General features: G+C 56.7%; 11 protein-coding genes and 2 pseudogenes. 1 reads left to right on the forward strand and 12 read right to left on the reverse strand.

All coding sequences use genetic code 11. From position 1 onward, the window contains the following. Nucleotides 1–4: 4 nt before the first annotated feature. From NMG70_RS27300 to NMG70_RS27310, 3 genes and pseudogenes are all read right to left on the reverse strand, one after another. On the reverse strand, nt 5–1,558 hold the full coding sequence (locus NMG70_RS27300) for a trimethylamine methyltransferase family protein (RefSeq protein WP_301555190.1): 1,554 nt from the start codon (nt 1,556–1,558) through the stop codon (nt 5–7). A gap of 502 nt (nt 1,559–2,060) precedes the next feature. Next, nucleotides 2,061–2,165, reverse strand: a pseudogene (locus NMG70_RS33380) (hypothetical protein); the annotation flags it as partial. A gap of 537 nt (nt 2,166–2,702) precedes the next feature. Beyond that, on the reverse strand, nt 2,703–4,262 hold the full coding sequence (locus tag NMG70_RS27310; RefSeq protein WP_254027389.1) for a TIGR04141 family sporadically distributed protein: 1,560 nt from the start codon (nt 4,260–4,262) through the stop codon (nt 2,703–2,705). A 529-nt stretch (nt 4,263–4,791) separates the two neighbouring features. On the opposite strand from NMG70_RS27310, the gene NMG70_RS27315 reads away from it, so the two are divergent. Next, entirely contained in the window at nt 4,792–5,703 is a 912-nt protein-coding gene (locus NMG70_RS27315) for a LysR substrate-binding domain-containing protein (protein WP_254027390.1), read from the forward strand. Here the strand turns inward: NMG70_RS27315 and NMG70_RS27320 are convergent. The 9 genes and pseudogenes from NMG70_RS27320 to NMG70_RS33080 all read right to left on the reverse strand — a co-directional run bounded on the left by NMG70_RS27320 (nt 5,700) and on the right by NMG70_RS33080 (nt 15,379). Next, entirely contained in the window at nt 5,700–7,022 is a 1,323-nt protein-coding gene (locus NMG70_RS27320; RefSeq protein WP_254027391.1) for an NAD(P)/FAD-dependent oxidoreductase, read from the reverse strand. The genes NMG70_RS27315 and NMG70_RS27320 overlap by 4 nt on opposite strands. 13 nt (nt 7,023–7,035) lie before the next feature. Beyond that, nucleotides 7,036–8,562, reverse strand: coding sequence for an aldehyde dehydrogenase (locus NMG70_RS27325; protein WP_254027399.1), 1,527 nt, complete (start codon nt 8,560–8,562; stop codon nt 7,036–7,038). Then, nucleotides 8,540–9,484 carry a dihydrodipicolinate synthase family protein gene (locus tag NMG70_RS27330; protein WP_254027392.1) on the reverse strand — a complete coding sequence of 315 codons (945 nt, stop codon included), beginning with the start codon at nt 9,482–9,484 and terminating at the stop codon, nt 8,540–8,542. The genes NMG70_RS27325 and NMG70_RS27330 overlap by 23 nt, the downstream gene beginning before the upstream one ends. A 441-nt stretch (nt 9,485–9,925) precedes the next feature. Further along, on the reverse strand, nt 9,926–10,249 hold the full coding sequence (locus NMG70_RS27335) for a LysR family transcriptional regulator (protein WP_254027393.1): 324 nt from the start codon (nt 10,247–10,249) through the stop codon (nt 9,926–9,928). An 858-nt stretch (nt 10,250–11,107) separates the two neighbouring features. After that, a complete protein-coding gene (locus tag NMG70_RS27340) occupies nt 11,108–12,103 on the reverse strand; it encodes an isopenicillin N synthase family dioxygenase (RefSeq protein ID WP_254027394.1) in 996 nt (331 codons plus the stop codon). Between the two features lie 207 nt (nt 12,104–12,310). Continuing rightward, nucleotides 12,311–13,018 carry a class I SAM-dependent DNA methyltransferase gene (locus NMG70_RS27345; protein ID WP_254027395.1) on the reverse strand — a complete coding sequence of 236 codons (708 nt, stop codon included), beginning with the start codon at nt 13,016–13,018 and terminating at the stop codon, nt 12,311–12,313. Between the two features lie 440 nt (nt 13,019–13,458). Then, nucleotides 13,459–13,824, reverse strand: a pseudogene (locus NMG70_RS33075) (SDR family NAD(P)-dependent oxidoreductase). Further along, the gene (locus NMG70_RS27350) at nt 13,821–14,249 is read right to left on the reverse strand and encodes an SDR family NAD(P)-dependent oxidoreductase (RefSeq protein WP_254027396.1); all 429 of its coding nucleotides are present in this window, start codon (nt 14,247–14,249) and stop codon (nt 13,821–13,823) included. Before NMG70_RS27350 ends, NMG70_RS33075 begins: the two are co-directional and overlap by 4 nt. A 941-nt stretch (nt 14,250–15,190) precedes the next feature. After that, nucleotides 15,191–15,379, reverse strand: coding sequence for an SEC-C metal-binding domain-containing protein (locus NMG70_RS33080; RefSeq protein ID WP_367185602.1), 189 nt, complete (start codon nt 15,377–15,379; stop codon nt 15,191–15,193). Nucleotides 15,380–15,533: the final 154 nt, after the last annotated feature.

Below are 15,533 nucleotides of genomic sequence, written 5' to 3' on the forward strand. Positions count from 1 at the left end.
ATGCTCAGTATTCCTCGTTGAGTGCGTCGACGGCGGGAATTTCCCGCGAGCGACGGTCGATATAAGCGCGCAATTCCTCGTCCTTCGCGACATCTAGCTTAGGCTCTTCATATTCGGCCAGAAGACGGCGCGCATGATCGAGGGCACGTTGCTTGATGTCCTTGGAGCCATCAGCGTACCACTGCTCGATCGAGTTATTATCGAAGAGTTTCGGAATAAAGAAGGCCTTCTCGAAGCTGGCCTGGGTATGAGGATGTCCAAAGTAATGGCCACCCGGCCCGACATCACGGACCGCAGCCAGGGCCTCATCGAAGTCGTCCCACTGGATGCCTTGCGTCATGCGATAGCCCATGGCGCAGACTTCGGCGTCGACAACGAACTTTGCGATCGAGCAGTGCATGCCGGCTTCATTCCAGCCAGCGGAATGCCAAATGTAGTTTGCGCCCGACATAAGCACGGCCATCATCGTCATCGCGCTTTCATATCCAGCTTGCGCATCGAAGATCTTGGCGCCGCCGAGCAGGTTCGAGGTGCGCCAAGGGACGTTGTAGCGGCGAGCCATCTGACCGATCATGAAGTTCATGAGCGATATCTCTGGTGTGCCCGCCATTGGCGCTCCCGATTGCATCGACACGGTCGACAGGTAATGCCCATAGATCGCGGGGCAGCCCTTCCGCACCACTTGCGTATAGGCGAGCGCAGAAAGTGCCTCCGCATTAAGCTGTGCCACTGCGGCCGCGGTGGAGGCCGGCGTATTCGCGCCGCCGAGAACAAAGGGCGAGCACAAGACGGGTTGATTGCGCCGGCAGAAAGCACGCATGCCGCCCAGCATCACCTGGTCCCACACGAGCGGCGAATTGCCATTGCAGTTTCCGGTGGTCACTGAATGCTTCTCGAGGAAACCTTCACCGAAAAGGATCTCGCACATATCGAGCACATCCTCAGCGTTCTTGGGCGAGGTGGTCATGCCCATGAAAATCTTGTCGGAGTGCTTCATTGACGAATAGGTGATATGCAGGTGCCGGTGCGCGACAACAACATCCATTGGCTCGACAATGTGATGCGCTGATGAATGCAACGCGGGCATCATGTGCGCCAGCTTGTGGAATGTGCCAAGGTCCGCGATGGTCGGGCCACGCCTGACGTCATCGAGGTCGCGCATGTAAGGCGCGCCGGTCATCGGCACGAAGATGGAGTTTTCGCCTCCGAGCTCGACATTCTTCGCTGGATCCCGCGCGAAGTATTCGACATTGGGGGGAATGGTCTTGATGAGCTCCATGACCAGGCCGCGGTCGAGATGAACGCGGTCATCCGCGCGCACGTCGGCTCCGGCTCTCTTCCAGTCCTCAATCGCGATCGGATCGCGAAAGACCACGCCTACTTCTTCCAGGATCGCGAGAGAAGCCTCGTGAACGCGCTCAACCTGCTCGGCATCCATCGGCTCTACCACCGGCAGGCCGCGCTGCAGCGTCGGCAACATGTCTACTTTTGGCGCCGTGCGGATCGTCCGCCGCGCTTCCCGCCCTCCCCGACGAGAGAGTTGTAGTTGAGCAGTCATGCCGGCCTCCAAGAACAAACGGTGCGGCCTGTGTGAGCCGGTCGGAACTATTGCCGGAGTTCGAAGATTCGACCTACTGCAAAAGTCTCACTTGTGCGTTGAGTAAAGCGCCGCCGTACACCTTGTTTGTGGGGCGATCGCAGTTCAAGTTGTAATTGCACGCGTCGGATCCTAACGACAGCAGCGTGACTAGCGGCCGCGGCGATGAAATCAGTTAACTCTCCCTGCAACTAGGTAGAGATATTCAAGCCGGCCTTGCCGTTTTGACGTGACAACGTTGATCAGCGCCGGATGCAGGCAAGACAATTGCGAACTGGGGAGCACTGTGAGGCGCATGTTGGAAATCTTTGTGAGCCCGTCGAGACGGCAGAGCGGCTCGACACTGTTGAGCTTGCGGTTTGGATGAGCGAGGCGACGACGGCGCAGCGCTCGGCACCGCCTCCGACCCGGCGACGAGCGCGTTCTTGCGTTGAATGCGATCGGACGGATCGAGCGCGTCGAGGAAGCGGATCAGACCCTGCCAGCGTGAGAGCGTGTAGCGGATGGCCTCGGCGAGCTTCGTCTTCTGGCTGGTCAGTCCGAGCTTCTCGCGCAGCCAGGGTTCGACGATTCCGACGAAGCCCGCGAGATGAGCGATGGGACGCTCGGCCATCCGGCGCATAGACATGCAGGCGACGTCACTCCGCTCCCATGCGGAGGCGAGCTTGCGAGCTTCTCGTCGCCAGGCAGACCTGCTGCGGTCTCAGGCCCGTCGCGGCGGGCGACCTCGGAGATGACGGCGTTCAGTTCCAAGGTCTATGTGACGAACGCGCCTTGTCATCCGTTGACCAACGCCTCCGGTCAACAGCGCCATTGATCATCTCGAAACACCGCGGCTGCTGCTCAACGCGTGGGGTCAACTCCAGACACAAGCCGATCTCCGATTCTGACACAGAATCGGCAGACTCCCAAATCACTTGCATTCCGAAAGATGGCCCCGACATGGCGTTTACATCGTGACCTTATAACGACGAAACCGCTAGGAGCAGTAAGAGCGGGCACAAAGCGCCAACTCGAACGGCGGATGGGGACAGGGGGGAAAAGCTCGCTGACGCCCTCACTGGATGGTGTCGCGCATGCCCCAAATCTTAGTGGGCAGCAAAATCTAGGCCGCGTGACCAATCTTCGCTACCGACACCTTATAGCCGTATGCCATCAGCCGGCGCCGTGCGTTGCGTAAACTCACCTTGCTGAAGAAAGGTATCTCCAAGGCGTTCTTTGATTGGCTGATAATCGCAAAGACGACTTCGTGATCGGCGGGGTTTGGCTTTGCGGAGGGATCAGCCAGTTTGTGGGCTTCGGGGAGTATGTTGTTCAGCTTCGCGCGAAACTCGGGGTCTTGAAGGTAGAGCTCCGCCGACACTACTCCTTGGTTGAACAGGTGGCTTAGCTGTGCAGAGCCACCATAATGCTTGACATGCACCAACTCGCCTCCGCCCGTCTTTATGTCACAAAACTCAATTTTGCTCCGTCCCCCTCCGTGCGAGATAAGCTGCTCGTCTAGGCAAACGGACCCGTCCAGGACTGCGGGCACTGCAAGATTGTATGCGCCTTCATTTGCGTGATTGTAGTTTGGGAGATCGATGGTTGCCGCGGGAAACGCTTTGAACTCCTTCAGAACCTGAGTAGCGAATCCTTCAGCAATCTCGTACCAACGCCCATTATTGAGAACGTACGTTGTCCCATCAATTTCCGCTTCTGCGTACAGGCACCTATAAGCGCCCCAACTGGCAGAGACGGCGTCCGATTTGGCGGACCTTAAAAACACTCGCTTTGCCCGAATGCCTTCAAGACTTATCTCATTCCCGTCGAACTGTACGAGGAGGTCCGCGAGCATCATATCCTCGAACATCGTCGCCTTTTTGGCAGACGAGTATGTGAACCCCTTCACGTCAACCCAGTCGAGTACCGCCGGCGGCGCCATCCAGACCTTAGAGTGGTCTGATGATTTGAGCGTGACCAAAAGCCAACCGTCGAGCTTGGCTGCCAATTTGGCATTTCGTACGTCTTTGATTTGGTCAATCCAGTCGAACTCAGCTTGGTAGTCTTTGCTGTTGAATCGGTCGAGCAGGACAGGCAAAAAATCCTTTATATTGGATAGGTCCACCTTCGCAGAGAGAGACAAAGCGTCCTTGCCACTAATGACGTTGCCAAGCCGTTTATCTTTCGACCGACCTGTAACAGAATTGACAAGATCCTGTTCGATATCAACGCCAAAATTTGCGAACTCTCCCTCACCGCTCATTTGTTCGCGGCTCTGCTTTGGCAGTGAACCCAAGGCAGTCTTGTCGATGCTTCGAAGACTGTTGCGCTCAACTGTATTCAGAACGACTTTTAGGCCGAAGCGATCATCGATCACGCCTTCCCGGAGGTAATGGCGGCCATGTCCGAAGGACACCGCAAAGAACCGCTTTGCCGAACCATCTTCGATTGGAACGAGAAGCAAACCCCTTGAGCTTGCTGTTCGTATCTTAAATTTATCAGCGATATGGTCACCGAAGAAATCCTTGACCCAGTCCGGCTGGTATACCGAGGAATCAACGCTGAAGAAACTTCCAATACCCTCGATTTTCATTTCTTCAACGCCCGGTTCAATGATGTCGTCTACATCTTTCGAATCCTCTGAGACTAAGAAGACAGTTATCTTATTCATTTTCTCAGCCATGGATCCTCCCAAAACCAAATCCGTGTCTATTGCTTTACTCTGGATCTAGCAAGAGCCCCGCCAGAATTTCCGTTGAGGAGGTCCAAGAAAGTGCGCAACTACCGCGGTGTTACAGAAACTCGGCACCGCGCCAAAATTCGCCACGCCTGCCATGGCCGCAACTTCATTTCAATGTCAGTCATAGCTTCGAGCTATCCTGAGTGGAATGTTCGGATCATATCCTCTGAACTGCCGCCAAAGACCAGTGACGTCCTGTCAGAAAAAATCTCACATGACTGTTGAGTTACAAGCCGTCCCCACCGGCACGCCTACGTTCACCTGGCCTAGTCGGAGATTCATTGTAAGCCGTCGCATATTGCGATGGAACTGGCGCGCAATTTTCCTAATGTTGAACGCAAACGGGTGGGCGTTGGATATAACCAATCGTAACGCAGTTTATTACCTCATTTTTTCAGACCAGTTCCGGAATTTCGGCGACCCTTGCCTTGGCGATCCTGCCACGCGATTATTGAAGTGTTTGGAGATTGAGATGGTTCGCCGCTATTACGACCTGCCGTCCCTGACTGCTTTGGCAGTTTTTGAGGCGTCTGCCCGGCACCTGTCATTCAAATTGGCTGCTGCGGAACTGAACGTCACTCCCGGCGCCGTCAGCCGACAGATCAAAGCGATCGAGGACGAACTGGGGGTTCCGCTGTTTACCCGATTGGGAACCGGTGTGGCGCTGACAAGCGCCGGCGAAGACCTTTATGGCGTGTTGGCCAGCGGTTTTTCGCGGGCCGCAGACATTGTCCGAAATGTGAAACGCGGCGACCGTTCTAAGAACGTCACGCTGGCGTGCACGGACGCCTTCGCGTCGACTTGGCTGATCCCGCGCATGCCGGACTTCTGGACACGGTACCAGGACATCGCCGTAGACCACCTGATTTCGGACAATCCTCGTGATTACCTCCGCGCCGAGGTCGAATTGCGAATCCGCTACGGATTCGGATCGTGGTCGAACGAACGTGCCGAGCTTCTGTTTGACGAGACAATCTATCCCGTTTGCGGCCCGGGATTTGCAAGTAGGCATCGGGATGCGACGGCGGAGTCGCTGGCAGACCTCCCCCTGCTGCATGTTGACTGGGTGGATCCCGACTGGGCCGGCTGGGACGAGGTTTTGCGACGTGCGGGGGTACCGCACGGCTCAACTCGCGGTCGGCGCTTCGGGAAATTCTTCGTGGCGCTTCAGGCCGCTCAAGCCGATCAAGGAGTGGCTGTTGGCTGGCACCGACTTGTCAAGGCGCAGATTGATGAAGGCAAACTTGTCAGACTGACGGATCTCGAACTCCCAGCCCCTGGCAGCTACTATCTCACTTGGTATGAAAATCGCACACTTTCCCCTGCCGCCGAGAGCCTCCGTAGCTGGATCCGGGAAGCAGCGGCACACGAACGAGAAAGCTAGAGCTCTCTGCCGGCGCGCTTCTGCATCGCCCACAGCTTCAACGGCGCTCCGATCGACATCAGCGGTTCTGGATAAAGCCGAACCGGGCCTGGCTCGTTCAGGGCGTCTGTAACCGTTGGCTCGTTGCTGCCGGCGGCAAGATCGGCAGCCAGCATACCATAGAGGGTACCTTGCACTGTTCCAAGGCCATTGCAGCATCCGGCTACGAACACCCTGTCCTCAATTTCGCCAAATACGGGCGCTGAATTCAGGGAGAGACACAAGTGACCTCCCCAGCGAAATTCCATCGGCATTTCACCCAGCATCGGGAAGCGCGCGTGGAACGACCGATCGTGCGCAGCGCCGATCCGACGAATCTGCTTCTCACTTGTGGACATATCCGGATTATAAGTGAAGGTATTGCGCACAAGGATCCGGTCGCCGATCCTTCGGATCGTTGATCCCATCGGGTCGGCCGGGATCAAGCCCCAATGCGGTTCACCCCCCAGAAGCGCCTGTTCGGTCCTGGAGAGCGGCCTTGTCATGCTGGCGTAGGTGAACACATGCAGCAGGCGCTTCCTGAAGAAGCCAAAGCTTTCAAGATGACCGTTGACCGTCAGTATCAACCGCGGCGCCGTGATCTCGCTTTCGACCGTCCTCACGGTATGCATTTTTCCGGTCTGCAAAGATATGACCGGCGAATTCTCGAATATACTAACCCCGCGAGATAAGCCTTCGGCGAGCCCACGGATGAAGCCGGCCGGCTGTGCCATTACTGTTCCCGGCGTGAAGGTACCGCCGACAAAGAAGTCGGTTCCGGTGATTTCCTTCAGCTGCACCGCGTCGAGCCGCTCGAATGGCTCGCCCAACCCCGTCAGGTGCTCCTCGAATTCGTGCAGGACAGAGATACCGTGGTCTGTTGCCGCCCCATGAAATTTGCCGGCCCGAACAAAGAACTTCTGCAACCCGTATTCATCCGCCGCAGAGGCAGAGAACTCGATCGCGGCTCGGTTCATGCGAATGCTCTTGCGGTCGTGGTCCTGGCTTCCGCCGTAGTGCGCGCCACCGAGCTCATGCGGAAGATCGATCATGAAGCCGGAGTTGCGTCCGGCAGCACCCCAGCCGACCCGCTGAGCGTCGACCACCACTATGCGCTCGTTCGGAACCAGTTGTGAGAGGCGCCGCGCGGCCGCCAAACCGGCAAACCCAGCTCCTACAATGAGCCAGTCCGCCTTGTGACGGCCGCGCAGCACCTCAGGTGCCTTGGGAGGCGGCAGAATACCGTACCAGCCCGACAGGGACGTGTCCGCAGGCGTGCGGACAGCCGCGTGGTCGCTCATCGATGCGATCGGGCTAGTCTACCGAACGCGAGACCTTAGGATCGGAGATGTCCGCCCAAATGGTCTTGAGTTCGGTATATTGGTCGTGAGCATGCAATGACTTGTCTCGTCCCCCGAAGCCTGACAGCTTGAAGCCGCCGAAGGGTGTTGAGATGTCTCCTTCGCCATAACAGTTGATGGTCACCGTTCCTGCGCGGATGTCTCGCGCGATACGATGTGCCTTGCCAAGATTGGCTGTGAAGATCGAGGCTGCAAGTCCATATTGCGTGTCGTTTGCGACCCGGACCGCTTCATCAGAGTTGGTGACCTTGATGACCGAAAGCACCGGTCCGAAAATCTCCTCTCGAGCGATCGCCATTGCGGGCGTGACATCGTCGAATACAGTCGGCTCGATGAAATAGCCTTTGCCGTGCTTGTGGGCGTTCCCGCCCGTCACGATCCTGGCGCCTTCCGCCCGCCCCTTCTTGATGTAGCCCATAATGCGGTCGAACTGCTCCTTCGACACAATGGCACCGAGCCGATTGCCTGGGTCCAACGGCTCGCCCAAAGGCCATTCGTGGAGCTTGTGGAGAACCATTTCCACCAAGCGGTCCTTGATCTTCTCGTGCACGATGAGGCGTGAATTGGACGAGCAGTTCTCGCCCATGTTCCAGAAGACTGCCTGAGTGACATGCTGCGCTACAACATCGAGGTTCTCGGCGTCATCCAAAACGATGCAAGGATTCTTCCCGCCGCATTCGAGTACGATGCGCTTGAGGTTGGACCTGGCGGAATATTCCAGGAACTTCCGGCCGACGTCGGTTGACCCCGTGAATGCGACCATATCGATATCGGGATGCATGCCGAGTGCTTTGCCGGTGATCTCGCCCGGACCGGTGACGATCTGAAGGACGCCGGCGGGGATCCCCGCCTCATGCGCCAATTCCGCAATGCGCAACGTTGACATGTTGGTTTGCTCGGCCGGCTTCACGATGACGGAGTTGCCGGTCGCAAGAGCCGGCCCGATCTTCCATGCCAGCATCAGGATCGGGAAATTCCAGGGCAGAACGCAGGCGACTACGCCCAGAGGCTGGCGTACGATCATCGACACGACATCATCGCCGGAAGGCGACGTCTGGCCGTAGAGCTTGTCGGTGGCTTCGGCGTGCCATTCCAGGCAATGCAGGGCCTCAGGAATATCTATGGTTTCGACGTCATAGATCGGCTTGCCGCTTTCGAGCGTCTCAAGCACTGCAAGCTCATGAGCGTCTCGCTCCATCAATTTCACGAGCCGCTGCAGAACGCGCTTGCGCTCGCTCGGATGCGCACGCGACCAGACGCCCGACTCAAACGCCAGTCGTGCTTTTTCGACAGCGAGATCGACGTCGGCCTGGCCGCAGGAAGCGATCCTGGCGATGACCTGCCCTGTGGCGGGATTGATGGTTTCGAAAGTATCCCCAGATTGTGCTGCCCGAGCCTTACCGTCAATCACTGCGCTGGTCGGCAGTGGCAAGCTGTCCGCTAGGTTCTGGTACTCATCACGCGTTAATAGCGATGACATTCTCGGAGGCCCTCTTTTGGGATTTTGCAGTGATCGACGCGATGGCCGCTTTAAGGGTGCGGATCGTCGAGTCGAGTTCCCGCTTCTGTTGGTCGTCGAGTGCCCGCATAGGCCGGCGCACGGGTCCAGCTGGCAATCCAGCCAATTCGCACCCAAACTTGATGCTTTGAACAAACTTGCCGCCCTGCTCTAGAAGCCTCATCAGCGGCAGAAGGGCCGACATGATCTGCCGGCCCTTGGTGAAGTCCTTCTCGATGACGCACGCTTCGTACAGCGCGAGGTGCTCAGCCGGCAGGCAGTTGCCAGCTCCGCAGACCCACCCCTTGGCGCCCCAGGCGAAGAATTCAAGCGCCTGATCATCCATGCCGCAGAACAGGTCGATATGCGGATAGTCCCGAGCCAAGGCGTGCAGCTGATTCATGCTGCCGCTCGACTCCTTAATTGCACAGAAATTGGAGCTGCGACCGACGCGGTCCAGGAACTCGAAATCCATCATCGTGCCGGTGCGTCCGGGATAGTTGTAGAGCATGACCGGCATATCGGCGGCTTTGTCGATCGCAAGCGCATGATTGGCAAGTTCGAGCTGCGTGGGGACAGCGTAGTACGGCGAACCGATCAGGATGCCGTCGTATTTCAGGTCCTTTGCCACCAGGGCATATTCGATGCAGTCCTCGGTGCGAATGGCGCCGACGCCGGCGATTAGCGGCACGTTCCCCTTCACAAAGGTCCTGGCAAGCTTCAGCAGTCCGACGCGCTCGTCACGTGAATGGGCGTAGTACTCGCCTGTGGTGCCACCAACGATGATGCCATGCACACCCGACGAAACCAAATGTTCGACCATTATGCAAAAGCCATCGCGGTCGATCGCCCCGTCAGCGTGAAACGGGGTGGTGACGGGCGGAATAACGCCTTTGAACGACATTTGGCTGTCTCCAAACTTGGCTGTAGGCTGGTGTTATACGCGGACAGAGGTGCGGGAACAGCCGAAATAAAGTCACCTGGCAGGCAACTTTTTTGCGGTTCGAGCCGACGATCGAGCATGCAAACAGAAATCGGCGTACCGTTAAGCTTTAACAGAACTAGTGGCTCATCTGCTGGCTAATAGTTATTGCTGCCCTAGCAATCGGAGGCTACGCCCGCCAGCTTAGCGCAGCGCTCCGCGCATATGATCCCGCAAATTGCAGGCGAGAGTGTCCTCAAAGAATCGGGCCTTCGGATCCGCAGTGAGAATCGCATTCACGAACGCAGCCTCGTCAGAGGCCAAGCGTGTTGCCATCGCCGCGTCAAGACCGCCGGTCCGCTCCAAAGGGTGAATGGCACCCAGACCGTGCTGAGAGTAATACCGTGGCATGCACGACATCAATCACGTCGATGTAAATGCATCGTCGGAAGCAGCGTGTCGGCAACGATCGCGCTTAATGGCCCTGACGACATCGGATGCCTTTAAAAGGCTACTTGCCAACACGCTGTAGATGTCTTGGCCAGCGCTGGTGAGCATCAGGTCGGTCCCTCGCCTCACAAATAGCGGAACACCAAGGTCGTTCTCAATGGCTTTGATCTGCCGGCTGATTTCTCCCGATCTCATGCCCAGCTCGGAAGCCGCAAGCTTGAATGAGAGATGGCGTGCCGAGGCCTCGAATGCTGTGAGGGCAGTCAGTGACGGCAGGTCGTAATACTGTGGAACCATTGAAGAATCCAATCAGATCGGAACTCGCGACCCAGACGACGTGATATCCGTTCGTGCTCTGGCGATAGGGACCCTGACATTTTTGATCAATGTCACTAGTCTCCAGAAGGGAGTGGGGCACTTCCGCAGTGAAGCGAGCAAATTGCGTGCCGAACTGGAGCACCAATCTAGTTGCACCACTTCGCGATACCGCTGGCCGCCCCTGGCACCCCTTCGTCAAGTTTCCGACATTCTTGTCCAGCTCCAGACGTAAGTTTTTTGGATAAACATGCGTTGGCCGTCACACTGACGGTGCGGAATTCCACGTTGTGAGGAGTGTTAAGAAGCCACGTCACTCGGGGGCTATGGCTGCCATCGTTCCGTGCCGAAGCGGGGTGCCACGACAGCGAGAAGTTCGGATACGAGGCTTGGCAGCGGCCGTTATTGGCCTTGGCGCCCTCAGGATCCGTCCGGTGGTGCGATCGTCGTGCAAAACGTTTGGGAGCAAGCACATGCGTCTCAATGTCGCGAACACAGCGGCACAGGCTTCGACCTGAGCGCCAAGCCTGGAGAGGACTTAAATCGATGCTTAGCGGTGAAAGCGCGCAACCGCGGTTCAATGGCTAGTGCCGGGGAGCTCTTCAAATAGGATCGTAGCCGCAGGTTCGGCTCGGCAAAGCCGCACGACGCCACACGGTATGGAGCACCCGGCCCCGCGATCGCCGCACGTCCTGGTGAACTTCTCGGGCGCGGTTCACTTTGAACTGGTACAGGATGATCTTCATTTCTCAGTGCCATACTAAGTGTTTAGCCAAGCTCCGTCAGTCTGGCCTTAACTCGGCTGCGCAGTCAGCTGGGCAATTTGGCTGTCCGCTCTCCTTACGCCTTGGCCAAGTGAGCATAACTTGCTGCGAAACGCCCGAATTTGTGCTCGCCGCAAGTCACCGGCTTGTAGCGAAGCGGGTTGCTGTCCGTGACACATGAGGGCAATGGTTCGATGATCGCATTGAAATCGGCGTCGATAAAGTAGGGGAGCGAATATCGCTCGCGGCCCGAGCTATTCACCACGCGGTGCATGTTCGCTAGGTAGACATCGTTTGTGAGCCGCTGAAGCAGGTCGCCGATGTTGATTACGAATGTGCCGTGGATCGGGATGCCCTCGACCCAATCGCCATGCCGGTTCATGACCTGAAGGCCACCCACGTCGTCCTGGGCCAAGATGGTCAGATTGCCGTAATCCGTGTGGGCGCCAATACCGATGATCTCTTCGCCAATATAGCCGGTCTGCGGCGGATAATGAAGCAGCCGCTGAATGCTGATCGGGTTTCGCATAAGGCGTTCGAAATAGCTTTCCGACAGGTCCAGACTGAGCGCAATGCCCCGCAAGAGTTTTTTTGCGAGGTCCACCATCTTTTGGTGGTATCCGTATGTCAGTTCCCGAAGCTCGGGCAGACTTGACGGCCACTGGTTGGGGCCAAAGAACGGACCTTCCAGCGTCGAACGTTCAGGTCCGAAGTCAAAGCACTCCTTCAGGTCTTTCGTTTTGCCAGGATCGGTGTTCTCACCGAACGGCTCGATATAGCCGCGGAGGGCTACATTCGATTTGCTCACATGTAATTCCATCTTCTGCGACATCGGCAGATCAAAAAATTGACGGCTCACATCGAACACCGAATCCACAAAATCCTGCGGAATACCGTGGTTCTTCACATACATGAACCCAGCATTCGACAATGCCCAACGTATCTCCTTCGCCACCTTGTGCTCATTGCTGCGATCGAGAAGGGCCGCGATGTCAACCACTGGGATTTTGTCAAAGCTTTCGCGTTTCGCGCGCAGCTTATCATCCAGTTTGGCAACGATACCGTTAGACATGAGTACCCCTTTTGTTTGGCCATGGGAGTCGGCGCAACATTGGCGCATTTTCTTGTTGGACCGGCTGTGTGACGACCGTCAGATGGACTTGGACGGCGTGCATACCTCCGGTATGCGGTGCTTAAGCGCCCCTTGTCATAGGCTGAGCTCGCTTTAGTGGCGCCTGGGCCAGTTGCCGCGTTTCGTTCGAATTTTGCCGTAGTGTTATCATGGCCGCTCCTTCGTTGATGCACTCGCGTCCTCGGCCACCTGAAAAACCCAATAGTCCGCGCCCTCCTCCGCGACGTATCTGCCGTCCTTTAGTCGCTGTGTCGGCACTAGTATGCCCGCATCCTCCAAACGCAGCACCTCCTCTTCGAAGCATGCGGTCTCGGCATAGCTCTTGCGGGTGCTTGCAACGATAAACCCCTTCGGGCGCGTGACGCGGGCCAATTCGCGCAGTGCTTCCGGTCGGACATGCCCGAGGGTCAAAACGCCGCAGCAGACCGTGATATCATAGCTCGCGCTCGGATATTGGGCGAGCGGCCCGTTTAGGTCGACACCGCTTCGGACATGGCGGTAGACACGGGTTTGCCGGGCTCTTTCGGCCATCTCCTCGGAGAGATCGAGCCCTTCGATCAGCCTAAAGCCGAGTCGTTCCATATGGACTCCGAGGAGGCCCGTTCCGCAGCCAGCGTCCAGGATTGAAATGAGTGCTCGCTCTTTGGCCAAATAGGCTGTCTGCACGGCGCCCGTCAGTTCGGCCACGATCATCGGCCCGCAGTATTCGTCGCGGCTGACATCCAGATCGTAGGCACTGGCCCATCCGCGATAGAAATGGGCCAAGCGACCGATATCGCCGTCGAGGGAATGGGAATCCTTGATGCGCTTTCGTGCCGCTTGCTCCCATGTGGTATTCTGATCGAGAGTGTTCATGATAGTTGCTCCGCGTGTGAGTCATGCCTGTGCGTTACAGTTGTCATTTGGGGCGCTTGTGAATCCAATTGGGTTCTGGAGAGAAGTGGCGTCACCTCTCGCTTGGACAGTACACACGGGAGTAATTCAACCCATCGTTCTAATTGGCGCTTTTATACGTTGGCTATGTCGTCTATTAGAATACAATCGACTCGCGTGATAGGCAAGTAGGTTAAGATTAAGATACATTTTGTAATTTTACATGTGTTACAATTTATTGCTACTGACATGAAAGATCGTCTCGTAACGTCCTGCAGAATGTTTAGGGAAGCTAAACGGAGCCCGAAGGAGAATTTCTTTGTGAGCACGAATGACGACCATGGCTGGAAAAGATCCCACCCTGGTTCTTAACAGTCAGAGGTTTGGTAGGCTGGGACCTTGGCGCGCCTGCTGGTCCACGTTTAGCTCCAAGGCTCCGACAGCAGTCCAAGATGGCTGCCGGCATCCACAACAATGTTCTGACCGGTGATGTTTGACGCTTCCGTCAGGAAGAATAGCGCAGCCTCGGACATCTGTTCCGGTGTGCCTGCCTGGCGCAGAGGCGTTCGCTGTTCCTCGTTTTTCTTTCATCTTGACGTATTCAACTTCGCCACGCCATTCAGCATCCAACGCGTCTGGATAAAACCGGGGGAAATGGCATTCACCCGAACGGCCGGGCTGAGCCAACGTGCCAGGATCAGGGTAAGAGTATTTAGGGCACCCTTAGAGAGCATATATGGCAGTGAGCTGCCGTTCCCGATAAAGCTGGCATTGCTGGACACATTCACAATCGCGCCGCGCTCTTTGCTTTCCTCCCATTTTTTTTCATAGCCGGAAACACAGCACGACTCATCATGAACGGGCCTGTGGTGTTCACGCGGAATATTTGATCGAAATTCTCCGGTGTGACGTCCTCAAGGTCGCCGGCTCTTTGAAACTTTGTAATGGCAGCGTTATTGATAAGACCGTCGATGTGCCCCCATTCGCACAAGGTCTCGGCGGCCAGCCTGCGGCAATCTGCATCCTGCCCCACGTCCGCCTGCACAACAATGGCTTCAACACCCTCCGCTGTGACTTTGGCATAAGTCTCCTCGGCTTCCTTCTTGCTTCGACTATAGTTGATCGTAATGTTCCAGCCCCGCGCCGCGAGGTCGATGGCACAAGTAACTCCCATACCCGTCGCCGAGCCGGTCACGATTGCTACTTTGGCCATGGTCTTCCCTATGCTTCTGATATTTTTGCGGAGCCGGCCCCGCTCAAATGGCGTCGGCGCAGTAGGTATAGGGAGCTTGGGCACCGATTTGGCGGCTACCTGGATCTAAGTATGCCCTTCTATTGATGACAGCCCGTCAGCTGGGGATCTAGAGTGTTACTGGTGTGGGAGCACCCCAACGGTCGCGCGCCAAGTAGGGGGAGTTAAAGCCGCAGCTCGCCGAAGCCGCTTTGATTCGGTAACGATGGCCAACATTGTCCTTCATTCCTGCGTCTAAACATAACCTCTAATCACTCAAAAGGTGATATTTACTGTTAACATTCTCAAATGAAAATTACGGGCTACGTTGCTAGCGTGTCGTTTCAATGTATTCTGTTACTTACGGATTAAGTCTTTGCAAAAAGCTTCACAAAAAGGATATACAGACATTAGCGCTGAACGAGCGGACTCCTGCGATTATCTGGCGAGCGCCCACTGGTGGCACCGAGGCGAACGGCCTCGGGAAGATGGGGCGGAGCCATGCCCTGGCCAGGAGACTGCCATCCGAACAAACGTCCACGGGGCGGGTGTGTCGATCGCCCCAGCTGTTCGGCAGTTCGGCTACTCACGCCTTCCTTATCCCAGGTCCACCTCGGGTATGGCGTGACCGTCTCTCAGCTACTTCTGTAACAATTCTCAGCGTGCCGCGGATCGGCCGCAGCCGTGAACTGAACTTCGGGTTGAAAGCTTGGTCCTAAAAACTTGCGACTCACCTTCTCGCAACATCAAGTCGTTGCGTCCGCAAGTTGGAGGAGCAGGATCGCGCGGTGTCCGGAGAATCCCGCCGAACGTTCGCCTGCTGCGCGTCGCGATTGCCTTTCCTCCTGCGTTTATGGTGAATCACGCGTTTTGCTATTGCTCTGCCTGAGACGCCTGTCTCCCGGGCAGCTAGCGTTGATCTGTTAGCTGAGTTGCCCGTGGCACCGCTTGTACTTTTTGCCTGATCCGCATGGGCATCGTTCGTTTCGCCCGGTTTTCTGCAACGAGACAGCAGCTTGTCTAGATGGAATCCGCCCGTTCCCCTCCAGTCGTGCTGCAATGTACTCTAAGGAGCCCGGCGGAGGGACCCACTTGGGTGGCGGCCCAAGCACACGAAGATTCCTGATCAATTTGCGTTGATCGGCCGTTCCTTTTGTGCCAACGGCCTGAGCCCAGCCTCATAGGGCTTAAGCCATGCCATGATAGTGTCCTGAAGGTTCTGCAAAAAGCTTTGGAGAGGGAACGGCCCATGCTCTGAGGTGAGTG

Source organism: Mesorhizobium ventifaucium (genome assembly GCF_935822925.1).
Taxonomy (GTDB): domain Bacteria; phylum Pseudomonadota; class Alphaproteobacteria; order Rhizobiales; family Rhizobiaceae; genus Mesorhizobium; species Mesorhizobium ventifaucium.

Bases quoted from the DNA above. Each gene is read 5' to 3' on its own strand.
- NMG70_RS27300 (WP_301555190.1), bottom strand. From the start codon at position 1,558: ATGACTGCTCAACTACAACTCTCTCGTCGGGGAGGGCGGGAAGCGCGG.
- NMG70_RS27310 (WP_254027389.1), bottom strand. From the start codon at position 4,262: ATGGCTGAGAAAATGAATAAGATAACTGTCTTCTTAGTCTCAGAGGAT.
- NMG70_RS27315 (WP_254027390.1), top strand. From the start codon at position 4,792: ATGGTTCGCCGCTATTACGACCTGCCGTCCCTGACTGCTTTGGCAGTT.
- NMG70_RS27320 (WP_254027391.1), bottom strand. From the start codon at position 7,022: ATGAGCGACCACGCGGCTGTCCGCACGCCTGCGGACACGTCCCTGTCG.
- NMG70_RS27325 (WP_254027399.1), bottom strand. From the start codon at position 8,562: ATGTCATCGCTATTAACGCGTGATGAGTACCAGAACCTAGCGGACAGC.
- NMG70_RS27330 (WP_254027392.1), bottom strand. From the start codon at position 9,484: ATGTCGTTCAAAGGCGTTATTCCGCCCGTCACCACCCCGTTTCACGCT.
- NMG70_RS27335 (WP_254027393.1), bottom strand. From the start codon at position 10,249: ATGGTTCCACAGTATTACGACCTGCCGTCACTGACTGCCCTCACAGCA.
- NMG70_RS27340 (WP_254027394.1), bottom strand. From the start codon at position 12,103: ATGTCTAACGGTATCGTTGCCAAACTGGATGATAAGCTGCGCGCGAAA.
- NMG70_RS27345 (WP_254027395.1), bottom strand. From the start codon at position 13,018: ATGAACACTCTCGATCAGAATACCACATGGGAGCAAGCGGCACGAAAG.
- NMG70_RS27350 (WP_254027396.1), bottom strand. From the start codon at position 14,249: ATGGCCAAAGTAGCAATCGTGACCGGCTCGGCGACGGGTATGGGAGTT.